General features: G+C 42.5%; 18 protein-coding genes. 3 read left to right on the top strand and 15 right to left on the bottom strand.

Going from position 1 to position 17,071, the window contains the following annotated elements; translation table 11 throughout:
• Positions 1-15: 15 nt before the first annotated feature.
• The 14 genes from ACK8P5_RS03755 to ACK8P5_RS03690 all read right to left on the bottom strand — a co-directional run bounded on the left by ACK8P5_RS03755 (position 16) and on the right by ACK8P5_RS03690 (position 13,401).
• A complete protein-coding gene (locus tag ACK8P5_RS03755) occupies positions 16-1,656 on the bottom strand; it encodes a nucleotidyltransferase family protein (protein ID WP_422659652.1) in 1,641 nt (546 codons plus the stop codon).
• A 218-nt stretch (positions 1,657-1,874) separates the two neighbouring features.
• Positions 1,875-3,167 (bottom strand): ABC transporter permease, encoded by a 1,293-nt coding sequence (locus ACK8P5_RS03750; protein ID WP_422659651.1) that lies wholly within the window; start codon positions 3,165-3,167, stop codon positions 1,875-1,877.
• Positions 3,160-4,062: an ABC transporter ATP-binding protein gene (locus ACK8P5_RS03745; RefSeq protein ID WP_422659650.1), complete on the bottom strand. Its 903-nt coding sequence runs from the start codon at positions 4,060-4,062 to the stop codon at positions 3,160-3,162. The genes ACK8P5_RS03750 and ACK8P5_RS03745 overlap by 8 nt, the downstream gene beginning before the upstream one ends.
• Before the next feature lie 18 nt (positions 4,063-4,080).
• Complete coding sequence (locus tag ACK8P5_RS03740; protein WP_422659649.1) at positions 4,081-4,983, bottom strand: ABC transporter ATP-binding protein; 903 nt, start codon at positions 4,981-4,983, stop codon at positions 4,081-4,083.
• Positions 4,983-5,390 (bottom strand): GntR family transcriptional regulator, encoded by a 408-nt coding sequence (locus ACK8P5_RS03735; protein WP_422659648.1) that lies wholly within the window; start codon positions 5,388-5,390, stop codon positions 4,983-4,985. The genes ACK8P5_RS03740 and ACK8P5_RS03735 overlap by 1 nt, the downstream gene beginning before the upstream one ends.
• 61 nt (positions 5,391-5,451) lie before the next feature.
• Positions 5,452-6,177, bottom strand: coding sequence for a hypothetical protein (locus ACK8P5_RS03730; protein ID WP_422659647.1), 726 nt, complete (start codon positions 6,175-6,177; stop codon positions 5,452-5,454).
• Positions 6,178-6,377: 200 nt separating this feature from the next.
• Positions 6,378-6,842: a DUF420 domain-containing protein gene (locus ACK8P5_RS03725; protein WP_422659646.1), complete on the bottom strand. Its 465-nt coding sequence runs from the start codon at positions 6,840-6,842 to the stop codon at positions 6,378-6,380.
• 18 nt (positions 6,843-6,860) lie between these two features.
• Positions 6,861-7,769: a cytochrome c oxidase assembly factor CtaG gene (ctaG, locus tag ACK8P5_RS03720; protein WP_422659645.1), complete on the bottom strand. Its 909-nt coding sequence runs from the start codon at positions 7,767-7,769 to the stop codon at positions 6,861-6,863.
• Between the two features lie 196 nt (positions 7,770-7,965).
• Positions 7,966-8,289 (bottom strand): cytochrome C oxidase subunit IV family protein, encoded by a 324-nt coding sequence (locus tag ACK8P5_RS03715; protein ID WP_422659644.1) that lies wholly within the window; start codon positions 8,287-8,289, stop codon positions 7,966-7,968.
• Between the two features lie 3 nt (positions 8,290-8,292).
• Positions 8,293-8,919, bottom strand: a complete 627-nt coding sequence (locus ACK8P5_RS03710) for a cytochrome (ubi)quinol oxidase subunit III (RefSeq protein ID WP_422659643.1) — start codon at positions 8,917-8,919, stop codon at positions 8,293-8,295.
• Positions 8,916-10,763, bottom strand: coding sequence for a cytochrome c oxidase subunit I (ctaD, locus tag ACK8P5_RS03705; protein WP_422661363.1), 1,848 nt, complete (start codon positions 10,761-10,763; stop codon positions 8,916-8,918). The genes ACK8P5_RS03710 and ctaD overlap by 4 nt, the downstream gene beginning before the upstream one ends.
• A gap of 83 nt (positions 10,764-10,846) precedes the next feature.
• Entirely contained in the window at positions 10,847-11,899 is a 1,053-nt protein-coding gene (coxB, locus tag ACK8P5_RS03700; RefSeq protein ID WP_422659642.1) for a cytochrome c oxidase subunit II, read from the bottom strand.
• A gap of 364 nt (positions 11,900-12,263) precedes the next feature.
• Entirely contained in the window at positions 12,264-13,013 is a 750-nt protein-coding gene (gene map / locus ACK8P5_RS03695; protein WP_422659641.1) for a type I methionyl aminopeptidase, read from the bottom strand.
• Between the two features lie 199 nt (positions 13,014-13,212).
• The gene (locus ACK8P5_RS03690) at positions 13,213-13,401 is read right to left on the bottom strand and encodes a hypothetical protein (RefSeq protein ID WP_379248501.1); all 189 of its coding nucleotides are present in this window, start codon (positions 13,399-13,401) and stop codon (positions 13,213-13,215) included.
• A gap of 327 nt (positions 13,402-13,728) precedes the next feature.
• On the opposite strand from ACK8P5_RS03690, the gene ACK8P5_RS03685 reads away from it, so the two are divergent.
• The 3 genes from ACK8P5_RS03685 (at position 13,729) to ACK8P5_RS03675 (ending at position 15,659) form a co-directional block, all read left to right on the top strand.
• Positions 13,729-14,748, top strand: coding sequence for a serine hydrolase domain-containing protein (locus ACK8P5_RS03685; RefSeq protein WP_422659640.1), 1,020 nt, complete (start codon positions 13,729-13,731; stop codon positions 14,746-14,748).
• 81 nt (positions 14,749-14,829) lie between these two features.
• The gene (locus ACK8P5_RS03680) at positions 14,830-15,108 is read left to right on the top strand and encodes a transposase (protein WP_422659639.1); all 279 of its coding nucleotides are present in this window, start codon (positions 14,830-14,832) and stop codon (positions 15,106-15,108) included.
• A 212-nt stretch (positions 15,109-15,320) separates the two neighbouring features.
• Positions 15,321-15,659 (top strand): DUF4870 domain-containing protein, encoded by a 339-nt coding sequence (locus tag ACK8P5_RS03675; protein ID WP_422659638.1) that lies wholly within the window; start codon positions 15,321-15,323, stop codon positions 15,657-15,659.
• Between the two features lie 21 nt (positions 15,660-15,680).
• On the opposite strand, the gene ACK8P5_RS03670 is transcribed toward ACK8P5_RS03675, so the two are convergent.
• Positions 15,681-17,042, bottom strand: a complete 1,362-nt coding sequence (locus tag ACK8P5_RS03670; RefSeq protein ID WP_422659637.1) for a nucleobase:cation symporter-2 family protein — start codon at positions 17,040-17,042, stop codon at positions 15,681-15,683.
• Between the last annotated feature and the right edge of the window lie 29 nt (positions 17,043-17,071).

The raw sequence follows: 17,071 nt of genomic DNA, 5'->3' as shown, positions 1-17,071 counted from the left end.
TCCCCCTATACATAACTATAATTTGAGCAGAGTAGCAGTACGCCAAATGTTTTTATCTCCAAACCAGTACGGGCTTAACCAATGAAAAATACCTTCATGAACTTTCTCTTTTAACATAATCGAAAATGCAGCCTTGCCCTCAACTGTTAAAATCGATTTTTTTGGTATTTTAATTTCAATTGTATTATTCTTAATCACCAGGTCATATTTATGTTCAACATTTCCCTGCTCCTCCACTTGTATGTAATATCCAGACTCAAATGAAATTTCTACATTTACTGAGTAAAATTCATTGGAATCAAGTGTGGGATCGATAAAATTCAGAACCAATTGGTAATCTTCCACATTACTCATCATTAAAGGGTCTATTTGTAATATAAAAGTAAGGGTATCTTCCGCGGATCCATCTATATAACATTTGTTATTAAAATTATATTTAGCATCTGACACCATTAAACACGGCCTATCCTGAACATGTAATGGACTGCCCCAATTGATGTTACTCTCGCTATAGCAAATTTGTTTTAAATTCCTCAACAGCCTATTTTGTCTTAATTGATTCTCTTCAAAGAGGCGTTCTTTTATTCCGATCTCCCAGTTGATTTGAAGCATATTGTTAGATGAACTAAACTTACTAATAATATCTTCAGATATGAAATCTTCGAAAATTTCATTCATAGCTTTTAAGGCGCTTTGTATTGAAAGTGTAATTGAATATTTATAAGATAAATTCAATATCTCATCCCAATTAACTTCTATGCTCTTGGTTAACAAATAAATATCTAGGTATTTATTTAACCGAGGTCCTCTATGAAACCATTCCGCATCATTGTAAGCACTCTCAAGTAAGTACAATAAAGTGTAATTCTTATTTAAAGTCACAACAGTAAGGTCCTTAACTGTCACTTCTTCGGTATTACTCATGAATTCACTGATTAGCTCGGGAAGAATTATTGATTTGTGAATACTAACTTGTAATTCAATTTTTATATATTTATCCTTTTCGTAATAGTAATAGTATTCAAAGTATTCATGGTGGTCATAATCTTTCCTCATCGGTACGTTAAGATATCTGTATCCATCGCTAAAATCAAAAGCAGACCTTTTACCACAAGCATGAAAATAACCTTTTTCAATTAGTAATGTATGCATTTTAGACACATCTTTAATATCTATTAAAATGTCGATGTCCGAACAACTACGAGTGTAAAGATTGTTATGTAACATATTAGACAAAACGATACCTTTTATAATTACAGCATTTAAGTTATCATCACTGATCATTGCAGAAATGGCCGACAAGGTGTGATAAATTTCGTTTATTTTACGACAATGTATGTTGTATAAATCTTCAAATTTTTCTTTTTGTTCATGAGGTACAAACTGATTATAATCCTGATAAAAATATGGTAATAACTTGTGATTGTTAAGGATTCCCTCCATCTTGCTCCATTCAATTTTGTACTTATTAATTTCAAGCAACTCATCCGCACGATTATTAACTAATGACAGCATTACTTTTTCCTCAAGAGTATTCATAATTACCCCCCATATAACTTCCTTTTTATTTCTTTTTTTATATTTGAATACTATTATATCCAAATATTTACTAATGGTAAATCGAAATAAATTATACTTATCTACTAATTTTGTCATTTTAAGACTATCATTCAAATAAAAGTTAATATTTTCTTTTGCTCTTTTTCTTCTTGTAATTACATACTTTCAAAATAAAAAAATCCCCAAAAGACATGGGGATTTTGATTAAGAGCAATATTGCATCTGGTGTATTTGCTATAACTTCTCATATATTTTGAATTTTCAATTATTAGTACACTTTTCTCACTAATCTAACCATAACATCACACAATGTTCTACATCTTATAAGCTTTCATCGCTTTACCAAGCTCTTTCAAGCTAGGACGCTTACCGTACATGAGAACACCGGTGCGGTAGATCTTCGCTGACAACCAACCCAAGAGTAAGATCGATACGATCAGAATCGCAAGGGATGCGAGAATTTCCCACAGTGGTGGTTCCCCAAGACCGATACGGACGATCATCGACGTTGGCGATATGAATGGAATGTATGATGCTACCTTCATCAGCGTAGAGTTCGGTGCACCGAGACTGAAGATTGCAATGTAGAATGCTGCAAGCGACAGCATCGTAATTGGCATAATCGCTTGACCAAGATCTTCTGTACGGCTCACAATGGAACCAACAGCTGCGTAAATAACGGCATACAGGAAATATCCAAAAATGTAGAAGATAAGCCCGAATACGAGTAACATTGGATCAACAGCATTCAAATCTAAATTCAGGGATGATAATGCATCAACATTGTGCGGAAGCATCAAGTTCACAGCGACAACCACACCAAAAGCAGCAATCTGTGCAAGTCCGAGTAAGAACATTCCGATGACTTTACCGAACATTTGACTTAGTGGAGATACACTTGTAATGAGAATCTCCATAATACGGGAGCTTTTCTCCGTTGTAACCTCCGACGCAATCATGTTTCCTGTTCCCATCAGCGTGACGAAGAACAAAATAACCAGTGCATATACAACTACGTAATTGATGGCTTCATCTTCTGCTTTTTCAGCAGGCGTACCGTTCTCTTCTCCAGTACCTAAACCGCTGACACTTTGAGCATTAATCTGAACAGGGGTATTAATCTCTTTAATCTGCTCATCTGTGAGGGTCAACCCTTCTACTACACTGCGGGTCTTAGGTCCTTGGAGCGCAGCTTGCAGTGTAGATTGAAGCTCTGGACTAATAACATCATCTTCTGAACTATAAATTACAGCCGGGAATTTACTTCCCTCTTGTGCTTGAAATTGAATATACCCTTCGATAACTCCATCAGCTACATCTTTATTCAAGGCAGCTTCATCCAGCTTATCGTATTCCACCAGCTCGAAATTGGTTGTAAGACCACCCATCGCTTGGGTCAGATCTTCGGCTAAAGTTTGTTGTTGTTCATACACAAGACCAATCTTGGCTGGTCCTTCTGCTTTATCACCACTAAACAATTGAATGAAGAATGGAATATTAATACCGATGGTAATAAGAAGTGCAAAAATTAGCGTCGAGACAATAAAAGACTTCGTTCTTACCTTATTCATAAATGTAAATCGAATTACAGTCCACATACTATTCATTGGATTCACCTACCGCCTTAATGAATATTTGGTTTAACGTTGGTTCCTTCACTTCAAACCGGTGGATTACACTTTGTGACATCGCTGTATTCAGAATGGCTTGTGCTGCGTTCACATCATTGATTCGAACAGAATAGCCATCCTCTGTGCGGTTAACTCCCGTTACACCTGGCAGTTTTTCCAGCCCATTTACTTCATTAGAAGTACCTAGCACCACTTCCTCACGCGGGTAGCGGGACTTGATTTCTTTCAGACTACCTTTTACGACCGTGTTAGAACGATGCAAAATCGTAATGTTCTGGCACAGCTCCTCAACATGCTCCATCCGGTGTGTAGAGAATAGAATGCTAGTACCCTTGTCACGAAGCTCTTTCACTGTTGACTTCAGCAATTCCACGTTCACGGGATCTAGCCCACTAAACGCCTCATCAAGAATCAATATTTCTGGATTGTGAACAACTGCAGCAATGAAGCCCATCTTCTGCTGGTTCCCCTTGGAAAGCTCTTCGATTTTCTTATTGTAATATTCCGGTACTTCAAAGCGTTCAAGCCAGTAACGAAGACTCTGATCTGCATCTTTAGCGGACATCCCACGCAGTTGAGCCAAGTACGAAATTTGTTCACTTACTTTTACTTTGGGATACAATCCACGCTCCTCTGGAAGATATCCCATGATGCGGCGCAGATCTTTACTATATTGCTGTCCGTTGTATAGAATGGTTCCTTCGTCAGGGTAGATCAGCCCTAGCACCATACGCATCGTTGTCGTTTTCCCCGCGCCATTCGCTCCGAGTAGACCGTATATTTCCCCTTCTTCCACCTGAAGTGAAATCTGATTGACTGCTGTTTTGTCAGCATAAACCTTAACCACGTTTTCTAATTTCAATCGTTGCATTGTATGATCTCCTCTCTCTTAATCCCGCACGCCGGCAGGTTTATTCCCGTTGATCCACAAGCCTAGAACTTCATCTAACTCCAAACTACGTGTCTGTATAAATGGTATTCCAGCAGATTGTAGTATCTCCTCCACTTCCAAACATTCGGTTGTGACAAAAGATACCGTGGTTGCTGATTCTTGCTTAAAACTCACGATGCCCGGCAGTTCACTTACCAATAAAGAGTCCCCCGTTACCCAGCATTCCTTCCAGTTGTCTAGCAGTCCATCCTTTTCTACCATACCGAGCATTTTCCCATGATGCATGAGGACAATAAAATCAGCTAACCTACGGATTTCGTCAACTACATGAGTAGACAATACAATAGTGGTGTTTCCGTCTTTCATGCAGTTTCGGAGCTGATCGATCATTAACTTCCATGCAAAAGGGTCAAGCCCCGATGACGGTTCATCCAAGAGTAGAAGTTTCGGCCTAGGAGCTAGAGCTGCAGCAATTTCGAACTTTCGTCGTTCTCCCTTGGACATCTTGTGCAGTTTCACACTACGAGGTACCTCAAACTTGGATAATAGCTCATCAAAATAATAACCATCCCAACTGTTATACCAATTGGATCGGAAGCCCGCTGCTTCTTCGGCTGTCATATACTTCTCTTCGGTACTTAGCTGCTCTGGAACGAAGCCGATCTGTTGACGGATATCTATCGAAAGGCCATTAGAATTGGTTTCGCCAAACCAAGTAATCTCACCTTCATCTGGGAGCACGGTCTGAATTAACATGTTAAGGATCGTACTCTTTCCCGATCCGTTCGGTCCTACTAGCGCAATAATATATCCTTCTGGAATCGAAAGATCTATCGGACCTATATTTTTAGTACGCCGCCGCTTTGTGACATTACGTAGTTCAATCAATTGGGGTTCCACTAAGTTTCACCACCTTTTTGCTTATGATATTTACGCTGTACAATCTCCATAAACATGGCTTTCAAGTCTTCTTCACTGCAATGCACGGAAAGTCCCGTTTCGACAGCAGCTTCTAGAACCTCGATAATCGTTTCTCTCTTAAATCTTTCTCGCGTCTGATCGCCTACTCCGGCAACAAATGTCCCCGTACCTTGTCTTGTTCTCAGCAATCCTTCGCCTTCCAAATCCTGATATACCCGACGTACTGTAATGACACTGCAATTCAGTCCGCTGGCAAACTCCCTTATCGATGGCAAGAGTGTCCCCTCCTCGATCTGTCCGCTTATAATAAGTGATCTTAATTGCGTCTCAATCTGGTGATACAGGGGCTCAGCACTGTGCTCGTTAATTTGAATCGGGATTCGCACCTATTTCACCTCACCTTGTCTACATATTCCATGGACTTGCAATGCATTCCTAAATCATTCATCATGACAGATCTCTAAGCCTAATCCGCTTGTAAGTCAGACGACACATCAGTGCATATCCTGAAATACCTATGATCAGTGACCCCCACATATAGGGAGATAGAAGCTTCCACTTACCTGATACGTCTATTAGATAGTTAAACAGACTAAATCGGAACCCTACCAAAAACAATCCTAGAATGCTAATTGCAAACACCAGCGTAAATAAAAAGTTAGTCCAGAAATATGATTTTCCATTCTTCATACATTCGAAGTATACATAAGACCCATTAATCAAAATTCCAATACCGATCCATGTAAGTCCAAAAGCCACATAACTTGCCAGACTCATGTTGGCCCTTAGATCAGATGCAATCGCGTAAGTAACTCCGAAAAAAATAGTTCCATTCACGATAAAAGCACCTAACCCCATAAGCGCTCTGCTCATAATAACGGCCCCTGTAGGCACTGGAATACTTCGATAATAGAACAGCATCTGTGTGTATGAATCTTCAGTTAAGTATTTAAATGATCTACGTGAGAAGATAAATCCAAGCATTGGAATGAATACAAGCATCAAAAAGTCCGCAAAAGGATTTACAAACTCAGGCTCTTGAAACATACTGTTCACAAAAAAACTTAATACCGTTGCCATATAAAGCATAAATATAATGGTCCACACGATTTGCAGTTTGTCGTTCCTTAAATCTTTAGATATGATCTTCATCGCTTGGCTGACGGTCTGCAACACGGTTCACCCTTTCATTCGGTGTGTATATAGGTGTGCTTATCTGTGCTTACTGTGTATATCTTTATACACAGTATATAGTCCTGTTTTATCGTTGTCAACCCTAATTATTCCAAATTTGCGCATAAAAAAGGAGGCCGTCCAGCTGTAGAATTCTCTACAGAAGGAAGAGCCTCTCCTATGTTCTCTAGCCTTTAATGCTACATTCCAAAAATAACTTTCCATACCGGCTGCGTATGACCGCCTGGGTACAATAGGTATAACAATGTATACACGGCAACTCCGGTAATCGCAGTAAAGAACCAGATCGTCGCGGTTACACGTCCCCATTTACGGTGCTTCGAGTACTTCTCCTTGAACCCAAGAACAAGTGTCGTGATCCCAAATACGGCAGCAACCGTAGCCAGCGTAATATGAAAGATGAGGAATACCTGATAATATGGTTTCAAGTTATCCGGTCCACCCCACGCTGTATTTCCAATGAACACTGTTCTTGATGAGTAAATGATAAAGAAGATAATCGCTGCAATGGCAGCCCAGATCATCACCTTCTTGTGTTCATCTCTCTTGCCTTTGATGATTAGTCTCCATCCAATTGCTACAAGCACAGCACTAATTACGATAAATGTGGTGCTGATGGTAGGAAACAGAAAGAATAAATCCATGAACATCCTCCTTAAAAATTACACTTGATTGATACGACTAACTGGCAACTCCGTTGGCATTGGATCATCCTCTTTATTTTCACGCTTATACCAATGGAAGAATACATAAGCCAGCATAGATGCAAAGATGATCTCTTGGAAAAACTTCATGATGATTCCGCCGACCCGCTGGTCAATCCCTGGCTCCAAATATCCAAAAAAGGAAGGTCCACCGAACTGTTCCAGCAAGATGGAGGGATCTCCTGGCACACAATACCCCATTGCTTTAGCCCATGTGTTAGGATCACTGTAAGTTGCATACATCGGTTCACTTGAGAAGATAATCAATGCACATGCTGGAGTCAGAAGAACCATGTTTAAGAAGATAAATCCCATCTTCATCAGGCCCGAAGTCTTGTCCTTCTCAGGGATTGGCTGTATAATCGCCCACCACATTGTGATCGATGTAATAAACAGTAATAAATAGTACAAACGGTGAACCCAAAAGTTCAACATGACAAAGTCATGGATAACAGGGATATGGTAGAACGAAAATAAGCCGTTAAATACGACTGCAGCCACAATCGGACGCGTCAGAAAAGCAAGCTTCTTAAACGGATTCTTCCGATCGATCTCACGCCATAACCATACCGGAATGCCTAGGATCAATAGCGGTGTCGCCATTAAATAAGACATCGCCATACTCACCATGTGAAATGAGAACATCGTATGACCCAATAGATTTATCGGACCACCCTGAGCCATATACATCGTTAACATTCCAAAAACAAAGAGTGTCTTTCTGCCAGCGGATACAGGCTCACTCCCCTTAAATCGATTACTAAGCGGACCCGTAATTAAGAAGTAACCTGCTGTTACGATTAACATGAATGCAAGAAACAGCGGACTCCATTTTGCTGCAAACGAAAAATATTCTAAACCCAGCATGCCAAAAACCTCCCCTAATGGGTGGAAATTCTGTCTAAATTGTGACAAGGGCCTTCTAACAGAGAGAAACGGTTTGTCCGTCCAAATCGCAGACGGTAACCGTTTCTAAGGGAAGCATCAGCCCACTGATTCTGAGTCTCATGCCAATTTAATATTTCGAAAAAAAGAGGTGGCGCAAAGCCCACCTCTTCTTATTTTACCACCAAACCCAATACAATGCCATGACAATAGCTGTACTAGCGACGAAGAATCCGCCAACCATAAACAGGATCGGCATGAGATGACCTTTATCTTTCAAGTGCATCCAATACCCCATCTGTACAAACACCTGCAGTACGGCCATCACCAAAAGGAGTATTACCGTAAAGACTGGGTTTATCCCACCGGCAGCAACCATCGCAAAGGCGATCGCTGTCAACACAATAGAGAAGATAAATACGATAACATGTTTCTGTGGTCCTTCATGACGATGACGATGCTTAACCCCATGAAGTTCTGATTGCTGTTGATCTGCAGTCATTGTTTAGCCCACCTTTCCAAGTAGGTATACTACTGAGAAAATGAACACCCATACTACGTCGATAAAGTGCCAGTAGATAGCAGACACATAAATCTTCGGTGCTGTAACAACCGTAAGGCCTTTAGTAAACAGCTGACCGATCAATAATCCAATCCATACTACCCCGAATGCTACGTGAGCACCGTGGAAGCCAACCAGCGTAAAGAACGCTGATGAAAACGCACTTGTTGTCATTCCGAAATTCTTATGAACTACATACTCATAGAACTCATAAATCTCAATACCTAAGAATGCAAGACCGAGAGCGACGGTAACAGCAAGCCAAATCTTTAGAGACTTCACATTGTGACGGTGCATCGCTTGGATAGCGAATACACTGGTCAAACTACTTAATAGTAGGATGAATGTCGCCACCCCAGTAAGCGGAAGTGAGAACAATTCATTAGCTGTTGGCCCTTCATTCGTCTGGTTCCGTAATGCTAGGAACGTTGCGAACAATGTACCAAAGAGAACAGCTTCTCCACCAAGGAAGAGCCAGAAGCCGAGCACTTTATTACGGCCTTCCAAGGTCGCTTTTTCAGGCTCGTGAGGAAGTTCTCCGTTTACATGTTCTGCGTGTGCGGATGTCATGCTTTCCCCTCCTCTTCCAGTTCTTCAGGATCAATGTGATAGCCTGGATCATCAAACAGAGAACGTACAAGCATTGCGCCGAACGTTATCACAAGACCGATAATCAGAACAAGATAATTATTGAAGATAAAACTCATGAATGAGTTCGTGAACTTTTCGTCACTGAACATAAATCCGAGTCCTGCAATGAAAAGACCAAGACCCATAACAAATGGCAAGATTGTTGGCGAAGGCATGTGGATCGGACCAAGCGGCTCAGCCGGAGTCATCTCTTTGTTACCTGCCATCTTCTCTTTCCAGAAAGCATCCAGACCACGTACAAGAGGAATCTGTTTAAAGTTATACTCTGGTGGTGGAGAAGGAATACTCCATTCCAAAGTACGACCATCTTCCCAAGGATCAGCCGGAGCATCTTTCGGCTTACGTGATGTAATAGCAATGTTATACAAGAATAACAGAACACCGACTCCCATCAGGAAAGCACCGATTGTACTGATGAAGTTCATCAAATCGAGATCCTGGTTCGGAAGGTAGGTGACAATACGACGCTGCATTCCAAGCAAACCAAGGAAATGCTGTACAAAGAACGTCATATGGAAACCGATAGCAAAGGTCCAGAACGTCCATTTACCAATCGTTTCATTAAGCAAAGTACCGAACATTTTAGGCCACCAGTAATGCAATCCGGAGAATAGTCCAAATACCAGACCACCTACAATTACATAGTGGAAGTGAGCTACAACAAAATACGTATCGTGGAACTGGAAGTCAGCTGGTGCTGAAGCTAGCATGATTCCGGTTACACCGCCCATTACAAATGTCGGGATAAAGCCGATTGCAAACAAGTTTGCACTGGTGAAACGAATTTGTCCGCCCCACATGGTGAATAGCCAGTTAAAAATCTTGATACCTGTTGGTACCGCAATCAACATTGTTGCAATGGAGAATAGCGCATTGGCAACCGGACCAAGTCCTGTTGTAAACATGTGGTGAGCCCAAACCATGAAGCCCAAGAAGGCAATCAAGATCGTTGCAAACACCATGGAGCTATATCCAAACAACCGTTTACGAGAGAACGTTGGAATAACTTCAGAAATGATACCGAAAGCAGGCAAGATCAGGATATATACTTCAGGGTGACCAAAGATCCAGAATATATGCTGCCAAAGTACGGGACTTCCCCCCGCTGCTACATCAAAGAAATTAGCCCCAATAATTCGGTCGAAGCTCAGGAGAACCAAACCAACCGTAACCGCTGGGAAAGCGAACAAGATCATTGCAGAAGTAATAAATGAAGCCCATGTGAACATTGGCATTCTCATGAATGACATTCCTGGAGCACGCATCGTAATGATCGTTACCAGAAAGTTAATACCACCAATCAATGTACCCAGACCTGCAATCTGCAAGCCTATGGTATAGAAGTCAACACCGTGAGTTGTACTGTAATCACTACTCGATAATGGCGTGTATGACGTCCAACCCGCATCTGGGGCTCCACCCATAATCCAGCTTAGGTTCAGTAAGACTCCGCCGAATAAAAACGTCCAAAATCCGAGCGAGTTAAGAAACGGAAACGCGACGTCACGTGCACCGATCTGTAACGGAAGAACTGCATTCATTAGTGCGAAGATAATCGGCATAACGCCTAGGAAGATCATTGTCGTTCCGTGCATCGTAATCAATTCGTTGAACACTTGCGCGGATACGAAATCGTTCATCGGTTTGATCAGCTGCATCCGGATTAGAATCGCTTCAATACCACCGATACCGAAGAACAAACCACCCGCGAGCAGGTATAATACCCCGATTTTTTTGTGGTCAACGGTCGTTAGCCAGTCCATCAACCCTGAGTAGCGCTTGACGCTATGGCTATGAGCATGAGCATGAGCCAAGATTGGTACCCCCTTTAAAAGTTCTTGCTGTATTAATACTCCAATTTATAATTGGCCAAGTAATCGGCAATCTGCTCAATCTCTTCATCACTGAATCCGAGATCTTTAGGAGCAGGCATCAGGTTGCCTGGTTTAACAGCCTCTGGATCGGACAGCCATTCCACAAGATTGTCTTTTACCGGCTTCGAGCCTTTTGCACCGTTCGTATCATTCAGCAAGATACTCGCTACAGTTTCACGCGATCCTATACCTGTTAGATTAGGACCGGAGAATCCGCCTTGATCTCCCACAGCGTGGCAAGAGAGACAGTTAGTCTTGAACTTCTCAGCAAGCTGTGTGTCCTCTGGGAGTATGGCTGGCGCTCTGTTAGCTTCAATCCACTTGTCAAATGAATCCTGGTCAACCGCTTTCACGCGGAATTCCATGAAGCCGTGAGATGTTCCGCACAACTCGGCACACTTCCCGATATATGTACCCGCATTTGGTGTGCTAATCGTCATGTTATTGACGCTACCTTCCGTGTTGGTGTCCATTTTACCCGCAAGGGAAGGAACCCAGAAGGAGTGAAGCACATCAGCTGTCTTCAATTGCAAAGCAATCTTCTTATCCACAGGGATGAGCAGCTCTTGAGCTGTCTTCAAGTTATCGTATTGTGGATACTCAAACTCCCACCAAAATTGATGAGATGTAACTTTAACCTGTAATGCATCTTTGTCGTTCCAATCATTCTCACCATAAGCAAAAACCTTTTGAATCGTAGGAACCGCAAGTATGAGAACTAGGACAAGTGGAATCGCTGTCCAAATGATCTCTAACTTGAAGCTTCCCTCTACTTGCTCCGGAACCTCTTGTTGTCCTGGTTTTCTGCGGAATTTAATCAGCACGTACGTCGCTATGGCGAATACTACAATGACTACAACCACCATAATCGAAATCGAAAGCTTGATTAAATCCAATTGCCCCTCAGCTACCGGACCTTGTGGTCTCAATACCGACAAGTCCTCACGGCCGCAGCCGGACAAGAGCAAAGAAAACACGGCCAACAAAGGAAGGAGACGTTTTACAGTTTGCCACCGTTTCATCATTGATCTACCCCACTTTTCCGATTTTCGTAGATTACCATCCGGCGCAAACAGCGGTAATCTACCTGCAGTATCACGGATGAAATAATCCTGTCAATTAATGCAATCACCTATTAAATATAAGTTTAAGGTCATCTTTTGTCAATCATTCACAGGGAGTTCACAAATTGTTCGAAAAGTTGTCAAAGTCGCGCTGTATCTGATTTTGCAACCGTTTTCATAGTTTTCTTTCATAACTTGCCCCCCTCCTCTAATCTTGACATCGACAATTTCCAGCAAGCATAACATTATGTATATATATGGACTGAATGGCTGTTTTGAAACTTTTATTCATATAATAATGAAGAGAGGGACGTGCCCTCTCTCTTTATTCTGTTAGGATATAAGGGCCTTCCCGGGTGATCGCAATTGTATGCTCGAACTGAACCCCTACACTACCATCTGCTGATGAAATAGTCCATCCGTCATCCTCCCAGAAGACCGCTCCGGATGGACCAAGCGTAAGCACAGGCTCTATAGTGATGACCATTCCCTCCATTAGCCTTCGCCCTCTTCCTCGAACACCGTAACTAGGTACATCAGGCGGTTCGTGAATATGTTGACCTATGCCGTGTCCAACCAATGGCTTAACAAGACCGTAACCTCCAGCTAAAGCATGCTGTTCCATTACATATCCTATATCCCCCAAGGTGTTTCCTATCTTAGCCATACTTATCCCTTTATATAGAGCGGTCTTGGCTTCCTCCATCAAACGTGCAACATCCGGTTTCACCTCTGATACCGCATAGGTCCAACCGGAATCGGCAAGCCATCCATCCTTATTCACTACAATATCGATGGTAACGACATCCCCATGTTGTAATGGATTATCATTCGGAAATCCATGACACACAACTTCATTAACGGAAGCACAAGTAGCAAACGGAAATCCTTTGTAGCCCTTTTGTTCCGGAGAGGCACCTGCTTCCTTCAAATACGTTTCAACCTTTGCATCAATATCCAGCGTTGTAACACCTGGCTTGATCCATCTTGATATTTCTCGATGACAATCAGCCAGAATACGACCTGCTTTCCGCATATATTCAATTTCCTGCTTGCTCTTAACCCGGATCTTCAATTCCCTCACACTCCTTCTGCTGCATATTCCCGTTCTCGCATTAGCAAAGGGGATCGCTAACAATATATGTGTGAGTAGACGCAAAAAAACCGTTTATCAAGGCGATTGCCCCAAAAACGGTTTAAAGTAGTTAATCTTATGAAGAATTCAAGTTATGAAAAGCATGCAAATGGTTTCTCTTATGCGGGTTGAAGTTGTCTTAAGATACGGAAGAATTAAGTCTTCCCAGCTCATTCTCTACAACAAGAGTAAGCTCTTCTTCATATCCTCCCATAATATGATACTTCCGGACATACTCCTTTACAAATTTTTTCGGATCCTTTGGCCGGAAAATACGTGTCATTTCCCGCAGACTTTCTTTAACTTCATTGTGACCTTTCGTTGCCATGATGATCCCTCCCAAAACGTGGAAAATGATAACTCCGTTTAAGAGAATGCCGAAAAAGATCTACCCTGTTAAATTATGCTGACTGCAGTTCTAGCGGTGATAGGTTGATATTCAGCAACTTACCAATGCATCTGACACTTACATACCACAAAGGCATGTATTTGAATCATTAATCTATTGTATCATATTCCATCGTTTGTTTCATCTTTCCCAAAAAATGTTTTTTTGGGCAAAATAAATTTGTAACAGCCGAATGTGATCGTTATTTTGGTTAAGATACCTATGTATGTATGCCCGTCTATGCTAAACAAAAAGGAGACACAGCATATGGAACAACCTATACCCGTGCTCACAACACCTGCTGCCATCGTCCCTGCCTTTCCTACCGCAGAGCCGAATGAGCAAGGCTGTAATTCAGAGCTTCTTGAAAAAGCACATCAGACCATTACTCGCAGCTATCCCAAAATGTTCAGTTTCCTGATCTCCCGAGGCGGTAAACTCATTCAAGAAAAATATTACGGCAATCATCATGCGGGTACGCTTAATGATCTTCGATCTGCCACTAAAAGCTTTATCTCCACCCTTTTTGGTATGGCTGTCCATCAAGGCAAATTGCCGTCTATTGATACTCCTGTTCTCCCACTACTCAAGAATTATGCAACGCGCCGCACTCATCCTCTGCTTGAACGTATAACGTTCCGTCATCTGCTTACAATGACTTCCGGATTCGCATGGCAGACTGGAAAAAAGCTCGGAGAGCCGCTGATTCATCGTTTTCACCGAAATCGAAAATGGGCTTCCTATGCTCTAGCACTTCCGATTATGGAAGCAGAAATGGGGACTTTTCAATATAGAAGCACGGATTCCCACCTTCTGTCTGTCGCACTAAGCGAAGCCACAGGAATGGATGCCCTAACTTATGCAAAAGAACAACTATTCTTGCCACTAGATATCAATCATTACGCTTGGACTCCAAGCCCCGAGGGACACAGCATGGGACATATCGGCTTGTATCTTACCTCACGGGATATGGCGAAGTTCGGTCAATGTTGTCTGCATGAAGGCAGATGGAATGAGAAGCAAGTGATCCCTAAGGAATGGCTCAAAGAAGCGCTGGCTCCCCAGATTAATGGTTACCCTGCTTTCGGTGATTATGGATTTCAGTGGTGGACTGGAAAAATGGATGGACAGTGTTTCGCTCTCGCGCATGGTCATGGCGGTCAACAGATCTACTTGTTTCCGGCACTGGATACCGTTATTGTCTTCACCCAAGATAGCCATGTAAGCCGTTGGAAAAACCCACGGATGCTGTTAGAGCAGTTTATTTTGAAAGCTATAAAAGCATAAACAAGACAGCAGGATATTCCCCTTACGTTCTGGATACGTTAAACATAGGATCATAATACACAGCCTGAGAGGAGTACCGCTATGTCTGATAAATTTAATGAAATGCCTCCTATTTCAAGGGAGGAAGTTGAAGTTGACGGTGTTTACACGAATGAATGGGGACGTGAGGAACGTCTTAAACGAGGAGAGTCTTTTCCTGCTGACCCTATCCTTGGTGCAACAGAGTGGCGCCTAACCGAATTGGAATTCGAGAATCACCATGATGGCCGTACTGACGAAAGGCTGATCGTCAAAGAGACCGGGCATGGTAAACAGCAGAAACTTACACCCAAGTACACAAGCGATCCCCATCCTGAGTAATCATCTTCAAATGCTGTGTAGTTCTGAAAGAAAATCTCAAATGACCATCCAGCAGATTCGAGCATCTTAACAGGTGCCTTGGATCTGCTTTTTTCGCTTCTTTTAAAAAAATCATAACGATATACACCATCTTTATTGCTCTTATCCATCATACTTTGTCCAAGACGCTCATATGGTATAGTAGCTTGCCTTAAGACAAGGAGTTGGTTGTTATGTCTCCCTTTAAATCGTCCACAGGAATCCCTGAGAACCTTGCTGCAACCCTGTGTTATCTCTTCCCGATGGTCGGTGGAATCCTCTTTCTTGCACTGGAAAAAAGAAGCCGGTACGTGATGTTCCACGCGCTTCAATCTTTGCTGACCTTCGGCATTCTAGCCTTGGCCCATGTGTTATCAGGGGCTGTACCCATCATCGGTCTGCTAGCATCCGCTCTTCTCGGCTTAATCAGTGTGCTTCTATGGCTACTGCTTATGTTCCACGCTATTCAGGGCAGATGGTTCAAACTCCCTTGGATCGGTCATTTTGCCGAGAAGCAAATTGCAAAGATGTAGTCACAAAAAAAGGGCATCCGCTTATGCGGCATGCCCTTCTGCTGTCTCATCCGTATGGCGAGAACCAGCTTTATTAGGTTTTAATCCATTGAACATCAGGTTAAGAACAATCGCTGTCAAACTACCGGCAACAATGCCGTTATCCGCAAGAATACGAATCCAATCCGGAAGCTTCGCGAACAGATCCGGCACCGTTGTCACACCAAGACCCATACCTACGGAACAGGCGATGATGAACAGGTTCTCATGACGGTTCAAATCGACTTGATCCCCCAGCATACGAATACCTGAGGAAACAACCATTCCGAACAGAGCAACCATAGCCCCGCCTAATACCGAAGCTGGCACAAGCTGCGTCAATGCCGCAACTTTAGGTAGGAATCCGATCAGGATCAGGAAGCTACCCGCTACGACAATAACATCACGCGTCTTTACACGGCTCATCTGAATCAGGCCTACGTTCTGCGAGTAAGTTGTGTATGGGAAAGAGTTGAAAATACCACCGATTACGATAGCAAGCCCTTCCGCGCGATAACCGCGAGATAGATCCTTCGAGGAAATATCTTTATCAACAATTTTACCAAGAGCCATAAATACACCTGTAGATTCGGCGACACTAACAATCGCCACCAAAATCATGGTCAGAATGGGAACCAGCTTAAATTCCGGTGTTCCAAAGTAAAATGGTTGTGGAGCACGGAACCAGCCTGCATCATGAAGTGGAGTCATATCCAGTCCACCAAATATTGCCGCTGCCAACGTTCCAAGAATGAGACCAACCAATACCGAAATGGATCTCAGAAATCCTTTGGAGAAGCGATTCATAAGTATGATAAAGAGTAGAACTCCAAATCCCAATGATAAATTAAGTGGACTACCAAAATCTTCGCTACCTTGTCCGCCACCAAGATCCGTCAGTGCGACCGGAATGAGGGTCAGTCCGATAATCGTGACTACTGAGCCGGTCACAACCGGCGGGAATACAGCTATCAGTTTACCGAATAATCCTGAGAACAGAACCACGAATAAACCCGAAGCGATGATGGAACCGTAAATAACAGACATCCCATGTTCCAAACCAATAATAATCATCGGTCCCACAGCTTGAAATGCACAACCTAGCATAACTGGAAGTCCAATACCGAAATACTTGTTACCAAACACCTGAAGCAATGTTGCAAGCCCACAAGCGAGCAGGTCGATGGCAATCAGATAAGTTAACTGCTCAGTGGTCAAACTAAGAGCTTTACCAACAATCATCGGTACGATAATAGCGCCTGCATACATTGCTAGAACATGCTGAATACCTAGCGATAATGTTTTTACAGGGTGACGACGCTTATCAAAAATGGGTTCTGGCTTGGACAACTTCTGTTCTTCCATGGAATTTGAAAGCCTCCTGAATAATGGAT

Source organism: Paenibacillus sp. EC2-1 (assembly GCF_049311625.1).
GTDB lineage: Bacteria > Bacillota > Bacilli > Paenibacillales > Paenibacillaceae > Paenibacillus_AQ.
This window is presented reverse-complemented; position numbering and strand designations above follow the sequence as displayed.